This window comes from Geodermatophilus sp. SYSU D00710, from assembly GCF_054050195.1.
Genome location: NZ_JBJGYX010000013.1, coordinates 16344 through 32693, shown reverse-complemented (window position 1 = coordinate 32693; position 16350 = coordinate 16344). Strand labels below are relative to the sequence as shown.

Below are 16350 nucleotides of genomic sequence, written 5' to 3'. Positions count from 1 at the left end.
GCGCTCACCGGAGGTGCGCACGGCGGGTCCCGACGTCGGCGGAGTCCGCGGCCGCCCGGCCGGCCCACCAGCCCGCGCCGTCGACCGACGAGCGGCTGCGGCTGCTGCGCACGCGGGGGAACAACTCGGTGAACGCGTCGTCGACGGCCGCCTGCCGCGAGCGCAGCACCGGCCGCAGGTCGACCCCCTGCTCCGCCGCGGCCGCCCGGGTGGCCCGTTCCCGAGCACCGGTCAGCCGCTCGCCGATGCGGCCCGCGTAGCCGAGCAGGAACGCCCGCCGGAAGGCGCGGGAGGCCGACCGCCGCCCCGCCGCCCGTTCGGCCGCCGCCAGCGCCTGTCCGACCTGCAGCAGCAGCGAGGTGAACAGCAGCTCGACGGCGTCGAGGTCGGCGGCCACGCCGACCAGCGTCGCGATGCCCAGGCCCCGGTACCAGACCAGCCGCACCCCGTTGGCGTCGGCGACCGCCCCGAGCAGCTGGGTCTTGGCCTGCACGTACGGGTCGTCGACGTGCACCCGGCGGGTCGCCACCGCCGCGGCCGCCGCCGTCCCGCCGCCGGCGTCGAGCAGGGCCGCGTCGACGGCGTGGCGGGTCATCAGCTCCTGTGCCTTGGCGGTCAGCGCCTCGGCCTCCTCGGGGAACTCCGTGGACTCCGCCTTGTCGAGCAGCGCCCGGATGCGCCGCAGCGCCCGCGCGTCCCCGGTGCCGGGGGCGACCCTGCGCCGGACGCCCGGACCCCACCGCGACGGCGGGGGGACGAGCACCTCGAGGCGCGCGGTGGTCCGCAACAGCCCGGCCAGGCGCAGCACGATCCGCCACGCGTCCGCGGGCGGTCTGCCCTCCCGGCGGTGCCAGGCGCCCACGACCCCCGGATCGCCGTCAGCAGGCACCCCGAGTTCGCGCAGCTGCCCGAGCCAGGCATCCGGTGCCCGGGCGGCTGCACCGGTGCGCCGCGCGTGCTCGCCGATGAGCGCGACGGCCAGCGGCACCGAGGCGGCGGTCGCCTCCTTCCGCGCCAGGTGCACGACGTCGGCCGGCTGCCAGCCGCGCTCCCACGTGTCGGCCAGGGCGGCGAGCAGCTCGCGCGTGGCAGTGCCGGTGACGTCGACCCCCGGCCGGTGCACAGCCAGGGTGGCCGCGAGCTCCGACGCCACACCGGCGTCGGTCAGCAGGCCGCCGCGGAAGCGGAGGAGGTCGGTGAGCCAGGCGTCGTCGAACACCACCCGATGGTCGCGCCGGGGCCCGTCGCGGCGCGGGACCGCCTGTGGACGGCGGGTGCCGGTCCCCAGGCCGCCGCGGCACCGCGGGGAGTGTCGTACCGGCGACTAGGGTCGCCCGGCGTGAGCGCGAGCTACCGGATCGCCGAGGCCGCGGCGCTGCTGGGCGTCAGCGACGACACGGTCCGCCGGTGGATCGACAGTGGGCGGCTCCCCGCGTCCCGGGTGGGCGGCGGCCCCGCGCACGTCGACGGCGCCGACCTCGCCCGCCTGGCCGCCGAGCTGCACGACGCGCCCGAGCCCGGCACCACCCGCGGCTCCTCGGCCCGCAACCGGCTGGCCGGCATCGTCACCCGCGTCGTCCGCGACACCGTCATGGCACAGGTGGAGATCCAGGCCGGGCCCTTCCGGCTGGTCTCGCTGATGTCCCGCGAGGCGGCCGACGAGCTCGGTCTCGACGTCGGCGTGCGCGCCGTGGCCACCGTCAAGGCGACCCAGGTGAGCGTCGACGTGCCGTGAGCAGCATCGCGTGGCTCGGCCCGCTCGCAGGGGCCCGCCCCGAGCGGAGCGAGGGGTGGGGGGCGAGGGGGTCCTTCTCCTAGTCCTCCACGGCGAGCATCACCTCGGTCGACTCCACCAGGACGACGACCGGCGAGCCGACGGCCAGTCCCAGGTCCTCCACCGCATCCTCGGTGATCGACGCGGTCATCTCCTGGCCGGAGACGTCCACCTCCACGGTCGCCATCACCGACCCCGGGGTGACCGTGGTGACGGTGCCGGACAGCTGGTTGCGCGTGGACAGTCGCATGTGCGCATCCTGGCGGATCTGCGGAGGCCGCACCCGTCCGCGCGGCCGCAGTTCCGGGCCGTCGTGGGCTATCGTCCCGCAGGCGCGGATCGGCAGATCCGCCCGGCGGGGAGGAGACCCGATGCGCGCGCGGAGCACGGCGGTGCTGGTGGCGGTGACCCTGGGGGCGCTGAGCGCCTGCGGCGGCGGGGACGACGGCGCGCAGGCGTCGGGCACCACGTCGGCGTCCGCGTCCGACGACGGCGGTCTCACCGGCACCCTGACCGTCTTCGCCGCCGCCTCGCTCACCGACGTCTTCACCGGCCTCGGGCAGCAGCTGGAGGGCGACAACGCGGAGCTGACCGTGCAGTTCAACTTCGCCGGCAGCTCCGCGCTGGCCACCCAGCTCACCCAGGGCGCCCCGGCCGACGTGTTCGCCTCGGCCAACCCCGCGCAGATGACGGTGGTCACCGACGCCGGCCTCGGCGACGGAGAGCCGACGGTCTTCACCGCCAACGTGCTGCAGATCGCCGTCCCCGCGGGCAACCCGGCCGGCATCACCGGCCTGGCCGACTTCGGCCGCGAGGAGCTCACCCTCGCCGTCTGCGCGCCCGAGGTGCCCTGCGGCGCCGCGTCGGAGGACGTGTTCGCCGCCGCCGGCGTCACCCCGCGCCCGGACACCCAGGAGGAGGACGTGCGGGCGGCGCTGACCAAGGTCGAGCTCGGTGAGGTCGACGCCGCCCTGGTCTACGCCACCGACGTCACCGCCGCCGGCGACGCCGTCGAGGGCATCGCCTTCCCCGAGGCCGAGGACGCCGTCAACGACTACCCGCTGGTCACCCTGGTGGACGCGCCCAACCCGGACGCGGCGCAGGCCTTCGTCGACCTCGTGCTCTCCGACGACGGGCAGCAGGCGCTCGAGGCGGCCGGCTTCCGCTCCCCGTGACGCGCGGCCGCACCCCGGCACCGCTGCTGGTCCCGGCGGCGCTCGCCGTCGCCTTCCTCGTCCTGCCGCTGGCCGGGTTGCTGGTCCGCACGCCGTGGTCGCAGCTGGGCAGCCTGCTCACCGCACCCGGCGTGGGCCAGGCGCTGCGGCTGTCGCTGGTGTCGGCCACCCTCGCCACGCTCGTCTCGGTCGTGCTGGGGGTGCCGCTGGCCTGGGTGCTGGCGCGGTCGCGGGCGCGCGGCCGGGCGCTGCTGCGCGCGCTGGTCACCGTGCCGCTCGTGCTGCCGCCCGTGGTCGGCGGCGTCGCGCTGTTCCTCGTGCTCGGCCGCCAGGGGATCATCGGGCGCTGGCTGGCCGAGACCACGGGCGTCACCATCCCGTTCACCACCACCGCCGTGGTCATCGCCGAGACGTTCGTGGCGATGCCGTTCCTCGTCATCAGCGTCGAGGGCGCGCTGCGGGCCGCCGACGTCCGCTACGAGGACGCCGCCGCCACGCTCGGCGCCGACCGGTGGACCACCTTCCGCCGCGTCACGCTGCCGCTGGTGGCACCGGGCGTGGCCGCCGGCGCGGTGCTGTGCTGGGCGCGGGCGCTGGGCGAGTTCGGCGCCACGATCACCTTCGCCGGCAACTTCCCGGGGACGACGCAGACCATGCCGCTGGCGGTCTACCTGGCGCTGCAGCGCGACCCGCAGGCGGCGATCGTGCTCTCGCTGGTCCTGCTCGTCGTCTCGGTGGCCACGCTGCTCCTCCTGCGGGACCGCTGGCTCGGGCGCTCGGGAGCGGCCGCGTGAGCCTCGCGGCGCACGTCGTCGTCCGCCGGGGCCCGCTGACCGTCGACGTCGCCTGCGAGGTCGACGACGGCGAGGTCCTCGCCGTCCTCGGGCCCAACGGGGCGGGCAAGTCCACGCTGCTGCGGGTGCTGGCCGGGCTGCTGCCCCCCGACGGCGGGCGGGTGGTCGTCGACGGCGCGACCTGGGACGACGTCGGGGGCCGGGTGCACCTGCCCGCCCACCGCCGCCCACTGGGGATGGTCTTCCAGGACCACCTGCTCTTCCCGCACCTGTCGGTGCTCGACAACGTCGCCTTCGGCCCGCGCACCCGCGGGGCGACCCGGGCCGCGGCGCGCCGGGCGGCGGCCGCGTGGCTCGAGCGGGTCGGCATCGCCGACCTCGGCCACCGGCGGCCGGGCCAGCTCTCCGGCGGGCAGGCGCAGCGCGCCGCGCTGGCCCGGGCGCTGGTCGGCGACCCGGCGCTGCTCCTGCTCGACGAGCCGCTGTCGGCGCTCGACGCCCGCACCCGCCTCGCCGTCCGGGCCGAGCTGCGCCGGCACCTCGCCGACTTCGGCGGCAGCGCCGTGCTGGTCACCCACGACCCGGTCGACGCCATGGCGCTCGCCGACCGGGTGCTGGTCGTCGAGGACGGCGCGGTGGTGCAGGCCGGGGCGCCCTCGGACGTGGCCCGGCACCCGCGCACCGACTACGTCGCCCGGCTGGTCGGGCTCTCGCTGCTGCCCGGCACCGGCGAGGGCCTGACCGTGCGCCTCGACGGCGGGGGAGCGGTCACCGTCGCCGAGCCGGCACAGGGGCCGGTCCTGGTCGCGGTGCGGCCGGAGTCGGTCGCGCTCTACCCGTCGCGGCCCGAGGGCAGTCCCCGCAACGCCTGGCCGGCGACGGTGGCCGGCGCGACGCCGCACGGGTCCACGGTGCGCTGCGAGCTCGACGGCGAGGTGCCGCTGCTCGCCGACGTGACCGCGACGGCGTTCGCCGAGCTCGGCCTCGCCCCCGGCTCGCGGGTCTGGGCGGTGGTCAAGGCCTCCGAGGTCGCCGTCTACACGCGGTGAGGCGGGTGGTCGATGATCAGGGTCCCTGATCGCAGGGCGTCCTCCCTCACGTCCCACCGCGAGGGAGGACGCCGCACGATCAGGTCACCTGATCATCGACGGGAGGACGCTGGGCGCATGAGCACGGTCGCCGGGCTGGTCCTCGCCGCGGGCGGGGGACGCCGCTACGGCATGCCCAAGGCCCTGGTCGAGTACGAGGGCAGCCTGCTGGTCGAGCGGGCCGTGCGGACGGCGCGGGCGGTGTGCGACCCGGTGCTGGTGGTCCTCGGAGCTCGGGCGGTCGACGTCTGGCGCCGCGCGGACCTCGACGGCGCGACCGTCCTGGCCAACCGCGACTGGGAGACCGGCATGGCCTCCAGCCTGCGCACCGGCCTCGACGGCCTGCGCGGCTGGCCGGGACGGGTCGGCGCCGCGCTGGTCACGCTGGTCGACATGCCGGGCATGACGCCGGCCGCCCTGCGCGCGGTCGCCGCCCTCGCCGCGCCGGACGCGCTGGCGGTCGCCACCTACGACGGCGTCCGCGGCCACCCGGTGCTGCTCGGCCGGGACCACTGGGCCGGGGTGGCGGGCACCGCGACCGGCGACGAGGGCGCCCGCCGCTACCTCGCCACCCACGCCGTCACCGAGGTCGACTGCACCGGCCTGGCCGACCCGGTCGACCTCGACGTGCCGCCCGGCGGGGTAGCTTCGGGCCCGTGATCGCCGGCCACCTGATCGCCCGAGTCGTCGACGAGCCGCTGTCGGTCGCCGAGCACGAGCAGGCGGTGGCCGACCCCGGTGCCGGCGCCGTCGTCTCCTTCTCCGGCGTCGTGCGGGACGTCGACGGCGGCCGGCCGGTCACCGAGCTCGAGTACGTCGGCCACCCCACGGCCGGCGAGGTCATCACCGGGCTCGCCGAGGAGTTCGCCGCCCGCCCCGAGGTCCGGGCGGTCGCCGTCTCGCACCGCGTCGGGCTGCTGGGCATCGGCGACGTCGCCCTGGCCTGCGCGGTCAGCGCCGCGCACCGCGGGGAGGCGTTCCGGGCCTGCGCGGAACTGGTCGACGAGGTCAAGAAGCGGCTGCCCATCTGGAAGCGGCAGGTCTTCGCCGACGGCGAGGAGGAGTGGGTGGCCTGCCCCTGAGGCGGCAGGTCACGTCCCGGTCGGCACCCGGCCGGGTTCCTTGACCGGCGGTGGGCGTCTGGCACACCATGCGCCGGGGCTCCAAGGGCGGGGCGACGTCCCCCGGTGTGCCCTGACAGCGCGAGGACGGGAGCAGGTGTCGGTACACGCACAGCGCGATCCCGTGCTCGAGGCGATGCCCCTGGGCTACATCGCCGTCGACCGCGACTGGCGGATCACCTACGTCAACGGCGCGGGCGAGGCCGTCGTCGGCGGGACGTGGGACCAGCTCGTCGGGGCCTGCTTCTGGGAGTCCTTCCCGTTCAACGTCGACAGCGAGTTCGGCCGCACCTACCGCGAGGTGCTGGCCACCGGCCGGGCCCGGACGGTCGAGGCCTTCTACCCCGAGCCGCTCGACCGCTGGTTCGAGGTGCGCGCCGTCCCGCTCGGGAACGGCCTGGCCCTGTACTTCTCCGACACCACCGCCCGGCGCACCGCGCAGGACCGGCTGGCCCTGCTCGCCCGCGTCGGGGCGGAGCTGACCGGCACGCTCGACCTCACCGAGGCGGTGCGGCGCATCCCCCGCCTGGTCGTGCCCGAGCTCGGCGAGGCGTGCCTGCTCACCGTCCTCGACGACGACGGCCGGCCCCGCGACCTGGGCTCGTGGCACGGCGACCCGGCCCGCCGCGACCTGCTCCGCCGCTACGCCGCCGTCCGGCTGCCCGGGATGCCGGCCGCCGCGCCGGTGGTCCGCGCGCTGGCCGGCGAGACGGTGGAGGCCGACGGCGCCGACGTCCTCGCGGCCATCCTCGACGCCGAGGCGCGTGCCCTCTACCGGCAGCTCGGCGGCCCCGACGTGCTCGCCGTCCCGCTGCCCGGCCGCGCGCGGGTGATCGGCGCGCTCACGTTCCTCTCCGGCACCGGGGCCAGCACCTCGCGCGTCGACCCCGTGACCGCCCGCGAGGTCGCCGGCCGGGTGGGGCTGGCCCTGGACAACGTGCGACTGTTCGCCCGCCAGCGGCAGCTCGCCGAGGCGCTGCAGCGCAGCCTGCTGACGACGCCGCGCGGGTCCCGGCTGGGCCGGCTGGTCGTCCGCTACACCCCAGCCGCCGAGGCGGCCCGCGTGGGCGGCGACTGGTACGACGCCTTCGCCCAGCCGGCCGGGGCGACGACGCTGGTCATCGGCGACGTCGTCGGGCACGACACCGAGGCGGCCGCGGCGATGGGCCAGCTGCGGTCGCTGCTGCGCGGCATCGCCGCCTACAGCGACGCCGGGCCGGCCGAGGTGCTGCGGGGCCTGGACCGCGCCATGGCCACGCTGGCGGTCGACACCTACGCCACCGCGGCGGTGGCCCGCTTCGAGCAGACGCCGGAGGAGGCGGCGGCCGGCCGGACCCGGGTGTGCTGGTCCAGCGCCGGCCACCTGCCCCCGCTGGTCCTCGACCCCGCCGGGCGGCTGCTCGACCTGCCCCCGGTGCCCGGCGACCTGCTGCTGGGCGTCGACCCGGACAGCCCGCGGCACGAGAGCGCGCTGGTCCTCGAGCGCGGCAGCACGGTGCTGCTGCACACCGACGGCCTGGTGGAGCGCCGCGACGTCGACCTCGACACCGGGCTGGCCCGGCTGGCCGACGCGGTGACCGACCTGGCCGGGCGCCCCCTCGACGAGCTCTGCGACGAGGTGATCGAGCGGCTGGTGCACGGCCGGCCCGAGGACGACGTCGCGCTGGTGGCCCTGCGCCTGGGCGGCTGACCGCCGGTCAGCCGACCGGGGTCTGGCCGTCCTCGTCGGTGGGCCGGGTCCCGCCGTGCCGCCGGCCGGCCTCCTCGGCGCGCTCCTCCTCCAGCTCGACCTCGGCCTCGAGCCGGTGGGCCTCGCCGGCCACCTGCGCGGCCGCGTCGCCGTGCGTCTCGCCGTACAGCTCCTCGGCCCGGCCCAGCAGCTCCTCGGCCTTGGCCTTCGTCCTGTCGATGAAGCTCATCGTGCTCCCGTCCTCTCCTGACCCCGGTGTGCAGCATCGCGGATCTCGCCGACCAGTTCCTCGAGGATGTCCTCGAGCGCCACGACGCCGACCACCCGGCCGCCGTCGGTGACCGCGGCGAACTGGGCCCGGCCGGCCTGCATCACGCCCAGCGTGCGCCGCAGGTCGTCGTCGGCGGCGACGCGGGGGAGCGGGCGGGTGATGTCGCGGACCCGCGGCTCGGGCGCGCCGTCGGCGACCAGCACGTCCTTGACGTGCACGTAGCCCAGCAGCCGGTCGCCGTCGGCCACGGGGAAGCGGGAGAAGCCGGTGACGGCCGCGGCCCGCTCGACGGCGGCGGTGTCGTCACCGGGCGCGACGACGGTCAGCGCGGCGCGGGGGATGAGCACCGAGCGGGTGTCGCGCTCCTCCAGGCCCAGGGCGCCGGTGAGCAGCTCGAAGCCGCGCTCGTCGAGCAGGCCGCCGGCGCGCGACTCGCCGATGAGCCCGGCCACCTCGTCGCGGGTGAACGCGCTGGTGACCTCGTCCTTGGGCTGGACGCCCAGCAGCCGCAGCACCCCGTTGGCCAGCGCGTTCAGCGTCACGATCACCGGCTTCAGCACCGTGACGACGGCGGCCAGCAGCGGGGCGAGCACCAGCGCGGCGCGGTCGGGACCGGCGAGCGCCAGGTTCTTGGGCACCATCTCGCCGATCACCACGTGCAGCGCGACGACGACGGTCAGCGCGATGACGAACGAGATCGGGTGCACCAGCGCCTCGGGCACCGACAGCGCCGCGAAGACCGGCTCCAGCAGGTGCGCCACGGCGGGCTCCCCGATGGCGCCCAGGCCCAGCGAACAGACGGTGATGCCCAGCTGCGCGCCGGCCATCATCTGCGACACCCGCTCCATCGCCGCGAGCGTGGTGCGGGCGCGGCGCGAGCCGGCCTCGGCCAGCGGCTCGATCGACGAGCGGCGCGCCGAGATGAGCGCGAACTCCGCGCCGACGAAGAAGGCGTTGGCCAGCAGCAGCACCACGGCGACCAGCACGCCGACCCAGTCACCCACGGTCCTCGTCCTCCTCGCCGGTGGTGGCGGGCAGCTCGCCCACGACCGCCCGTTCGACCCGGGTGCCGTCGACCCGCTCGACCCGCACCCACACGCCCGCGGGCAGGCCCTCGGCCTCGGCGGCCAGCTCGGGCGGCAGAACCGGCCGGGCCTCGATGCGGTCGCCGACCTCGGGGATGCGGCCCAGCACGTGCAGCACCAGCCCGCCGACGGTCTCCCAGTGCCGGTCGGAGGGGACCGACAGGCCGGTCGCCGCGGCCACCTCGTCGGGCCGCAGCAGCCCCGACACCGACCAGGTGCCGTCGCCGCGCGCGACGACGTCGTCGCCGGCCTCCTCGTCGTGCTCGTCGGCCAGGTCGCCGACCAGCTCCTCCACGAGGTCCTCGACGGTCACGACGCCGTCGGTGCCGCCGTACTCGTCGACGACGACGGCCATCTGCAGACCGCCGCGGCGCAGGTCGCCGAGCAGGTCGTCCAGGCGCCGCGAGGTGGGCACGAACAGCGGCGGCAGCATCACCGCCGAGACCGGGGTGGCGGCCCGCCGGTCCCGCGCGACGGCGAGGGCGTGTTTCACGTGGACCATGCCGACGACGTCGTCGACGCCGGCGGCCGAGACGACCGGGAAGCGGGAGTGGCCCGAGTCGCGCGCCGCGGCGAGCACCTCGGCGACCGGCGCCGCGTCGAGCACGGTCGTCATGCGGGTGCGCGGGGTCGCGGCGTCGCTGGCCCGCAGCTCGCCGAAGGCCAGCCCGCGCTCGAGCAGGGTCGCCGTCTCCGTCGGCAACGTGCCCTGCCGGCCCGACCGGCGGACGAGCGAGGTCAGCTCGTCGGGCGAGCGGGCGGAGGCCAGCTCCTCCTGCGGCTCGACGCCGAACAGCCGGCGCAGCGTCGCGTTGGCCCAGCCGTTGAGGAACCGGATGACCAGTGCGGTGGCCCGCGTGAAGCCGCGCTGGAAGCCGGCCACGGCGCGGGCGGTGCGCAGCGGCTCGCTGATGGCCACGTTCTTGGGCACCAGCTCGCCGAACACCATCGTCAGCGCGGTGGCCAGCACCAGCGCGAGGGTGATCGACACCGAGCGCGCGGCGCCGCCGGAGAGGCCCACCGACTCCAGCGGCCCCCGCAGCAGGGCCGCGATCGAGGGCTCGGCGACGAAGCCGATCGCCAGGTTGGTGACGGTGATGCCCAGCTGGGCGCCCGAGAGCTGCGTGGACAGGGTCCGCAGCGCGGCGAGGACACCGGCCGAGCCGCGCACGCCGGCCGCCGCCTCCCGCTCGACGGTGGCCCGGTCCACGGTCACCAGGGAGAACTCGAAGGCCACGAAGGCGGCGCAGGCGAGCACCAGGACGACGCCGACGAGGACGAGCAGCCACTCGATCACGGCGTCGCCTCGCTGGCGCTCGGCGACGCCGCGACCGGCGATGCTGTGCTGTTGCGTGACCTCGCGAGCTCGGTCACGTGCTGCTCCGGGGGAGCGGGGAGGGGTTCGTATGGTGAGGCTTGCTCACAGGGGGACGGTCAGCCTCCGGCGAAGGGGGGCAGCACGTCGACGACCGCCCCGGGTGACAGGTGCAACGCGCGGTTGCGCGTCTGCGTTCCGTCGACGAGGAACGAGCAGGCGGTGAGCACCCGCTCGAGGCGCTCGCCGTGGGCCTCGACGATCCGGCCGACCAGCTCGTCGAGCGTGCCGGCCGCGCAGGTCTCGGTGTCGACGCCGGCCGCGGCGCGGGCTCCGGCGAAGTAGCGGACGGTGACGGTCGGGGTCACCGGTCAGCCCCCGATGGCCGACATCGGCCGGCTCGGCTGCAGGAAGCTCGGGTCGTCGATGCCGTGGCCGGGCAGCTTCGCCAGCGTGGCGATCCGCCAGCGGTCGGCCAGCTCGGCGTCGGTGGCGCCGGCGCGCATCGCGGTCCGCAGGTCGGACTCCTCGCGGGCGAACAGGCAGTTGCGGACCTGCCCGTCGGCGGTGAGCCGGGTGCGGTCGCAGGTGCCGCAGAACGAGCGGGTCACCGAGGCGATGATCCCGACGGTGGCCGGGCCGCCGTCGACCAGCCACCGCTCGGCGGGCGCGGAGCCGCGCTCCCCGGTGTCGGGCGTGAGCTCGTGCGCCGCGGACAGCCGGGCGAGGACGTCCTCGGCGGTGACCATCTCGCCGCGGGTCCAGGCGTGGTGGGCGTCGAGCGGCATCTGCTCGATGAACCGCAGCTGGTAGCCCTGCTCGAGGCAGAAGTCGAGCAGCGGGACGGCGTCGTCCTCGTTGAGGCCGCGCAGCAGGACGGCGTTGACCTTCACCGGGGTGAGCCCGGCCTCCTGCGCGGCCCGCAGGCCGGCGAGGACGTCGTCGAGCCGGTCGCGGTGGGTGAGCTGCCGGAACCGCTCGCGGTCGAGGGTGTCGAGGCTGACGTTGATCCGGTCCAGGCCGGCTTCGGCGAGCGCGGGGGCGACACGGGCCAGGCCGATGGCGTTGGTGGTGAGGCTGACCTCGGGCCGCGGGTGCAGCGCGGTGGCCGCCGCGACGATGCCGACCAGCCCCGGGCGCAGCAGCGGCTCGCCGCCGGTGAAGCGGACCTCGCGGATGCCGAGCTGCTCGACGCCGATGCGCACCAGCCGGGCGACCTCGTCGTCGGTGAGCTGCTCGACCTTGGGCAGCCACTGCAGCCCCTCGGGCGGCATGCAGTAGGAGCAGCGCAGGTTGCAGCGGTCGGTGAGCGAGACCCGCAGGTCGGTGGCGACCCGGCCGTGGCGGTCGACCAGCCCGCCGGTGCCCGGGACGCCGTCGGCCGGACGGGTCCAGGGGTCGGGCAGCGGGGTGGCGCTCACGAGAGGAATGTATGCGCGGGAGGGGACGACGTCGCCGGTGCCGACCGTGCCGCCCCCCGAGACGCCGCATCCGCGGACACGACCGGGGGATCCCGGCCGCGCCCGCGGATGCGGGGGCTGCACCGACGTTGCACGCCGGCGGGGCGGTCAGCCGATCGGCGTGGGTGCGGTCGGGTCCGGCGGGACCGGCACCGAGCCCTGGATGCGGTTGCGGGCCTGGCAGTCGGAGGTGCAGTTCGTGGCGCCGGCCGACAGCTCGACCGCGTCCTCCCCGAGCACGCCGCCCATCCGCCCGCCCGAGGCGACCGACCAGCGGCTCGTGGTCGCCGTCTGCTCGAGCCGGGTCGCCACCTGCGGGCTGTCCTTGCCGAGCAGCATCCGGTGGGTGGCGTCGGCGGCGATCCCGTCGCCGAAGTTGACCTTGCCGGTGTACTCGTTGACGAAGTAGTAGAGACCGGCGCCGAGGGTGTGGACGTACTCGACGGCCGTGCCGAACTCCTGCTCCATCTGGAAGATGCCGCCCTGCGGGGCGTCCTTGGACTGGACCTTGAACTTCCCGCCGGAGGCGGTGCTGAACGAGACCACCAGGACGTCGTCGCGCAGCCGCAGCTCGCTGATCCGCACACCGCGCAGCTGCGCGGCGGTGAGCACCGGCACCTTGGAGGAGAAGACGACGGTCGGTGCGGTGACCATGCGCTGCGGGTCCGGGGCGCCGGTCAGCGTGTAGTCGTAGACGCCGAGGGTGGCCGGGTCGAGGGTGTAGGTGACGTGCCGGCCGCGGACGGCGATCGGCCCGGTCGGGGTGGTGTCCCGCATCCGGAACTCGTTGCCGGGGCCGGGGTTCGACGTCCGGCCGTTGACGGTGACCGCGAAGTCGCCGCCGCTCGACGTCCCGGTGCCCCCGTCGTCGCTCCCGGAGGCCGAGGCGGTGCCGGGGACGAGGAGGGCCGTGAGGGCCAGGAGGGCGGGGAGCAGGGCGAGCAGCAGGCGCACGGACAGCGGGCGGGCCCGGCGCTGCGGGGGTGTCGGGGCCACGGGGCTCCTCGGGTCGGCGGGGCGGGCGCCGCACAGAGTGCATGAAGCTTCATGTACCATGCGTGACGACACGCACACGGCCGGAAACCCGGACGACGGGGACGCCCGCCGTTGTTACGGTCGCGTCGCCACCCGAGAGTCCGGCGGGCAGTCCCGCACTCGCCTGTGGTCAGGAAGCGCGAGAAGCCCGTGTCACCCCGCACCGTCCTCCGACCCCTGCTCGGTCCCTACGCCCGCCTGTTCACCGCCGTCCCCGGTGCCGCGTGGTTCTCCCTCGCCGGGTGGGTCGCCCGGCTCCCGCTGCCGATGCTCGGCCTGGGCGCGGTCCTGCTCGTCGAGGGCGAGTCCGGCAGCTACGCGCTGGCCGGCGCCGTCTCCGGCACCCTCGCCCTGGTCGCCTCGGTCGCCGGCCCGCAGTGGGCCCGGGCCATGGACCGCCGTGGCCAGGGCGCGGTGCTGCGCCTGGCGATGGTCGCCTACCTGGTCACCGGCCTGGCCTTCGTCGGCGTCGTCGTCACCGAGGCACCCACCTGGACCTGGTTCGCCCTGGCCGGGCTCACCGGCGCGAGCCTGCCCAACATCGGCGCGCTGGTGCGGGCCCGGTGGGCCGCCGCCCTCGCGGACGCCGAGCGGCGGCAGACCGCCTTCGCCTTCGAGTCGGTCGTCGACGAGGTCGTCTTCGTCGTCGGGCCCCCGCTGGTCACCGTGCTCGCCACCCTGATCGACCCGGCGGCGGGGTTCACGACCGGCGTCGTCCTCGGCACCGTCGGCGGGCTGTGGCTGGCGCGGCAGCGGGACACCGAGCCGGTCGTGGCCGCCGTGCCGGTCGACGGCGGGCGCCGGCGCCGGGCCGCCCTCGGACCCGCGGTCCTGGTCGTCTGCGCCGCCTACCTCGGCGTCGGCACCGTCTTCGGCGCGATGGACGTGGTCGTCGTGGCGTTCGCCGAGGAGAGCGGGCAGCCCGCCCTGGCCGGCCTGGCGCTGGCGCTCTACGCCGGCGGCAGCCTCGTCGCGGGCCTGGCCTACGGCGTCGCGAGGCTGCCCGGCTCGCTGGCCGCCCGGTTCCTCGGTACCGCCGTCGCCTTCGGCGTGGCCGCCCAGGGCCTGTGGGCGGTGTCGTCGCTGCCGCTGCTCATCGGCGCCGGGTTCCTCGCCGGCCTCGCCGTCGCGCCGGTGCTGGTGTCGGGCGCCTCCCTCGTGGAGTCCCGGGTGCCGCGGTCGGCGCTCACCGAGGCGCTGTCGTGGACCAACACCGGGTTGACCGTCGGGGTCACGGCGGGCTCGGCGCTGGCCGGCGCCGCCGTCGACGTGTGGGGCGCGCAGGCGGCCTTCGCCGTCCCCGCGCTCGCCGCGGCCGCGGCCGGGCTGATCGGGCTGGCCGGGGCACCGCTGCTGCGCCAGGCGCCCGAGCAGGTACCGGTGTGACCGTCGTCGTCCGGCCGCTGGCCGACGACGAGCTCGCCGACGCGTGGGAGCTGGGCCGGCTGGCCTTCGGCGGACCGGCCACGGCGCCGGACTGGGCGCTGCGGCCGCTCGACGGGCTGCTGCGGCTCGGCGCCTTCGACGGGCGGGGCCGGCTGGTCGGCAAGGCCACCGACGTCGGCCACCGGCAGTGGTGGGGCGGCCGGACGGTGGCGACGGCGGACGTCGGCGGGGTCGCCGTCCTGCCCGAGTACCGCGGCGCCGGGGTGGCCCGCGCGCTGCTCACCGACCTGCTCGCCCGCGGGCGCGAGCGCGGCGCCGCGGTCAGCGCGCTGTACCCGACCGTGTCGGCGGTGTACCGGCGGCTCGGGTGGGAGGTGGTGGGCGCGCTGCAGCGGGCCGACCTGGACACCGCCTCGCTCCCGTCGGCGCCGGTGGCCGGGGTGACGGTCCGCCCGGGTGAACCCGCCGACCTCGCCGTGGTCGCCGACCTGTACGAGAGCCTGGCCCGCCCGCGCGCCGGGCTGCTCGTCCGCCGCGGCGGCGTCTTCGACCTGCCGCACGAGGGCCGGTGGCCCGCCGGGGTGGACGGCGTCACCGTGGCCGAGGAGGACGGCGTCCCGACCGGGGCGCTGGTCTACGAGCGCGGCGCCGGCTACGGCCCCGAGGCCCTGCTGACCGTCCACGACCTGGTCGCGGTCACCGCCGGCGCCGCGCGGGCGCTGGTCGGGGTGCTCGCCGGGTGGCGCACCGTCACCCGCACCGTCCGGGTGCCCCTGCTGGCCGGCGACGCGGTGGCCGGGGCGCTGCCGCTCGAGCGCTCGGCGGCCGGCCCCGGCACGGCGTTCATGCACCGCCCGGTCGACGTCGTCCGGACGGTCGCCGACCGCGGCTGGCCGGGCGGGGTGCGCGGGCGGGTGGCGTTCACGCTGCTCGACCCCGTCGTGCCCGGGAACGCCGGTCCCTGGGAGCTCGAGCTCGCCGACGGCGCGGGGGAGCTGCGCCGTCCCGGTCGCGAGCCGGGGCTCGTGCTCGACGTCCGCGGCTTCGCCCAGCTCTACTGCGGCGTCTCCGGCGGCCGCGCGGCGGCGCTGGCCGGGCTGGTGTCCGGCCCGGACGACCCGGCGGCGCTCGACCTGCTCGCCTGCGGGCCGCCCGCCCAGCTCCTCGACTACTTCTGACGGCGGGTTGAGCCCGGGGCTGCCGGGTAGGCGGAGGACCGGCAGGCCGTGCCCAGGTGAGCGCGCGGCGCCCCCCGTCCGTCACCAGCGAGAGGAGCCCCCGTGGCCAGCGTGCCCGCGATGCGACTCAACAACGGCGTCGAGATCCCCCAGTTGGGGTTCGGCGTCTTCCAGATCGAGCCGGAGAACACCGTCGAGGCCGTGCGCAACGCGCTCGAGGTCGGTTACCGCCACATCGACACTGCCGAGATGTACGGCAACGAGAAGGAGGTCGGCCAGGCCGTCCGGGAGTCGGGCATCGACCGGTCGGAGGTCTTCGTCACCAGCAAGCTGAACAACGGCTTCCACCGCCGCGACGACGCGCTGCGCGCCTTCGACCAGACGATGGACGACCTGGGCCTGGAGTACCTCGACCTGTTCCTCGTCCACTGGCCGCTGCCCACCATCGGCATCGACTACGTCGAGACGTGGAAGGCGATGGAGGAGATCTACGCCGGCGAGCGGTGCCGCGCGGTCGGCGTCTCCAACTTCAACCCGCACCACCTGCGCCGGCTGTTCGCCGAGACCGACGTGCGGCCTGCCGTCAACCAGATCGAGGTGCACCCCTACCTCGCCAACGACGAGGTCCGGGCCTTCGGCGCCGACCACGAGATCGTCACCGAGGCCTGGTCACCGATCGCCCAGGGCAAGGTCCTCGACGACCCGGTGGTCGTGCAGGTCGCCGAGAAGGTGGGGCGGACGCCGGCCCAGGTCGTGCTCCGCTGGCACGTGCAGCGCGGCGACGTCGTCTTCCCCAAGTCGGTGACCCGCAGCCGCATCGAGGAGAACTTCGCCCTGTTCGACTTCGAGCTCGACGCCGGCGACATGACCGCGATCACCGCCCTCGACCGCGGCGAGCGCACCGGCCCCGACCCGGACACCTTCGACTACGTGCCGGGCTGACCCGGCGGTCCCGGACGTGCCGAGATCACGCGATCT

Annotated in this window: 18 protein-coding genes and 1 pseudogene; 11 read left to right on the top strand and 8 right to left on the bottom strand. The window is 76.3% G+C overall.

The features are described from left to right. Positions 1-4 precede the first annotated feature (4 nt). Entirely contained in the window at positions 5-1219 is a 1215-nt protein-coding gene (locus tag ACI78U_RS08360) for a DUF2786 domain-containing protein (RefSeq protein ID WP_456874833.1), read from the bottom strand. Positions 1220-1339: 120 nt separating this feature from the next. On the opposite strand from ACI78U_RS08360, the gene ACI78U_RS08355 reads away from it, so the two are divergent. Beyond that, complete coding sequence (locus ACI78U_RS08355) at positions 1340-1735, top strand: TOBE domain-containing protein (protein ID WP_456874832.1); 396 nt, start codon at positions 1340-1342, stop codon at positions 1733-1735. 79 nt (positions 1736-1814) lie between these two features. Here the strand turns inward: ACI78U_RS08355 and ACI78U_RS08350 are convergent, their stop codons facing one another. Further along, complete coding sequence (locus ACI78U_RS08350) at positions 1815-2024, bottom strand: TOBE domain-containing protein (RefSeq protein ID WP_456874831.1); 210 nt, start codon at positions 2022-2024, stop codon at positions 1815-1817. Between the two features lie 121 nt (positions 2025-2145). Here ACI78U_RS08350 and modA point away from each other — a divergent pair, with 121 nt between their 5' ends. The 7 genes and pseudogenes from modA (at position 2146) to ACI78U_RS08315 (ending at position 7642) form a co-directional block, all read left to right on the top strand. Next, entirely contained in the window at positions 2146-2949 is an 804-nt protein-coding gene (gene modA / locus ACI78U_RS08345; RefSeq protein WP_456874830.1) for a molybdate ABC transporter substrate-binding protein, read from the top strand. Continuing rightward, positions 2946-3743: an ABC transporter permease gene (locus ACI78U_RS08340; protein ID WP_456874829.1), complete on the top strand. Its 798-nt coding sequence runs from the start codon at positions 2946-2948 to the stop codon at positions 3741-3743. Before modA ends, ACI78U_RS08340 begins: the two co-directional genes overlap by 4 nt. Positions 3744-3772: 29 nt before the next feature. Beyond that, positions 3773-4216, top strand: a pseudogene (locus ACI78U_RS08335) (ATP-binding cassette domain-containing protein); the annotation flags it as partial. 120 nt (positions 4217-4336) lie between these two features. Next, positions 4337-4792, top strand: a complete 456-nt coding sequence (locus ACI78U_RS08330; RefSeq protein WP_456874894.1) for a TOBE-like domain-containing protein — start codon at positions 4337-4339, stop codon at positions 4790-4792. A gap of 117 nt (positions 4793-4909) precedes the next feature. Then, entirely contained in the window at positions 4910-5491 is a 582-nt protein-coding gene (locus ACI78U_RS08325) for a nucleotidyltransferase family protein (protein ID WP_456874828.1), read from the top strand. Next, on the top strand, positions 5488-5913 hold the full coding sequence (locus tag ACI78U_RS08320) for a molybdenum cofactor biosynthesis protein MoaE (RefSeq protein WP_456874827.1): 426 nt from the start codon (positions 5488-5490) through the stop codon (positions 5911-5913). The genes ACI78U_RS08325 and ACI78U_RS08320 overlap by 4 nt, the downstream gene beginning before the upstream one ends. Positions 5914-6049: 136 nt before the next feature. Then, positions 6050-7642 (top strand): SpoIIE family protein phosphatase, encoded by a 1593-nt coding sequence (locus ACI78U_RS08315; protein ID WP_456874826.1) that lies wholly within the window; start codon positions 6050-6052, stop codon positions 7640-7642. A 7-nt stretch (positions 7643-7649) separates the two neighbouring features. On the opposite strand, the gene ACI78U_RS08310 is transcribed toward ACI78U_RS08315, so the two are convergent. The 6 genes from ACI78U_RS08310 to ACI78U_RS08285 all read right to left on the bottom strand — a co-directional run bounded on the left by ACI78U_RS08310 (position 7650) and on the right by ACI78U_RS08285 (position 12769). Then, positions 7650-7871, bottom strand: a complete 222-nt coding sequence (locus ACI78U_RS08310; protein WP_456874825.1) for a hypothetical protein — start codon at positions 7869-7871, stop codon at positions 7650-7652. Next, complete coding sequence (locus ACI78U_RS08305; RefSeq protein ID WP_456874824.1) at positions 7868-8917, bottom strand: hemolysin family protein; 1050 nt, start codon at positions 8915-8917, stop codon at positions 7868-7870. Before ACI78U_RS08305 ends, ACI78U_RS08310 begins: the two co-directional genes overlap by 4 nt. Then, a complete protein-coding gene (locus ACI78U_RS08300; protein WP_456874823.1) occupies positions 8910-10295 on the bottom strand; it encodes a hemolysin family protein in 1386 nt (461 codons plus the stop codon). The genes ACI78U_RS08305 and ACI78U_RS08300 overlap by 8 nt, the downstream gene beginning before the upstream one ends. A 137-nt stretch (positions 10296-10432) precedes the next feature. Then, the gene (locus ACI78U_RS08295; RefSeq protein WP_456874822.1) at positions 10433-10681 is read right to left on the bottom strand and encodes a MoaD/ThiS family protein; all 249 of its coding nucleotides are present in this window, start codon (positions 10679-10681) and stop codon (positions 10433-10435) included. A gap of 3 nt (positions 10682-10684) precedes the next feature. Beyond that, positions 10685-11734, bottom strand: a complete 1050-nt coding sequence (moaA, locus tag ACI78U_RS08290; protein ID WP_456874821.1) for a GTP 3',8-cyclase MoaA — start codon at positions 11732-11734, stop codon at positions 10685-10687. 147 nt (positions 11735-11881) lie between these two features. Further along, positions 11882-12769 (bottom strand): hypothetical protein, encoded by an 888-nt coding sequence (locus ACI78U_RS08285; protein WP_456874820.1) that lies wholly within the window; start codon positions 12767-12769, stop codon positions 11882-11884. Positions 12770-12958: 189 nt separating this feature from the next. Between ACI78U_RS08285 and ACI78U_RS08280 the strand changes: the two genes are divergently transcribed. From ACI78U_RS08280 to ACI78U_RS08270, 3 genes are all read left to right on the top strand, one after another. Beyond that, positions 12959-14194, top strand: coding sequence for an MFS transporter (locus ACI78U_RS08280; RefSeq protein WP_456874819.1), 1236 nt, complete (start codon positions 12959-12961; stop codon positions 14192-14194). Further along, entirely contained in the window at positions 14191-15372 is a 1182-nt protein-coding gene (locus ACI78U_RS08275; RefSeq protein ID WP_456874818.1) for a GNAT family N-acetyltransferase, read from the top strand. The genes ACI78U_RS08280 and ACI78U_RS08275 overlap by 4 nt, the downstream gene beginning before the upstream one ends. Positions 15373-15474: 102 nt before the next feature. Next, positions 15475-16314 (top strand): aldo/keto reductase, encoded by an 840-nt coding sequence (locus tag ACI78U_RS08270; protein WP_456874817.1) that lies wholly within the window; start codon positions 15475-15477, stop codon positions 16312-16314. Positions 16315-16350: the final 36 nt, after the last annotated feature.

Bases quoted from the DNA above. Each gene is read 5' to 3' on its own strand.
- ACI78U_RS08350 (WP_456874831.1), bottom strand. From the start codon at position 2,024: ATGCGACTGTCCACGCGCAACCAGCTGTCCGGCACCGTCACCACGGTC.
- modA (WP_456874830.1), top strand. From the start codon at position 2,146: ATGCGCGCGCGGAGCACGGCGGTGCTGGTGGCGGTGACCCTGGGGGCG.
- ACI78U_RS08330 (WP_456874894.1), top strand. From the start codon at position 4,337: ATGGCGCTCGCCGACCGGGTGCTGGTCGTCGAGGACGGCGCGGTGGTG.
- ACI78U_RS08325 (WP_456874828.1), top strand. From the start codon at position 4,910: ATGAGCACGGTCGCCGGGCTGGTCCTCGCCGCGGGCGGGGGACGCCGC.
- ACI78U_RS08310 (WP_456874825.1), bottom strand. From the start codon at position 7,871: ATGAGCTTCATCGACAGGACGAAGGCCAAGGCCGAGGAGCTGCTGGGC.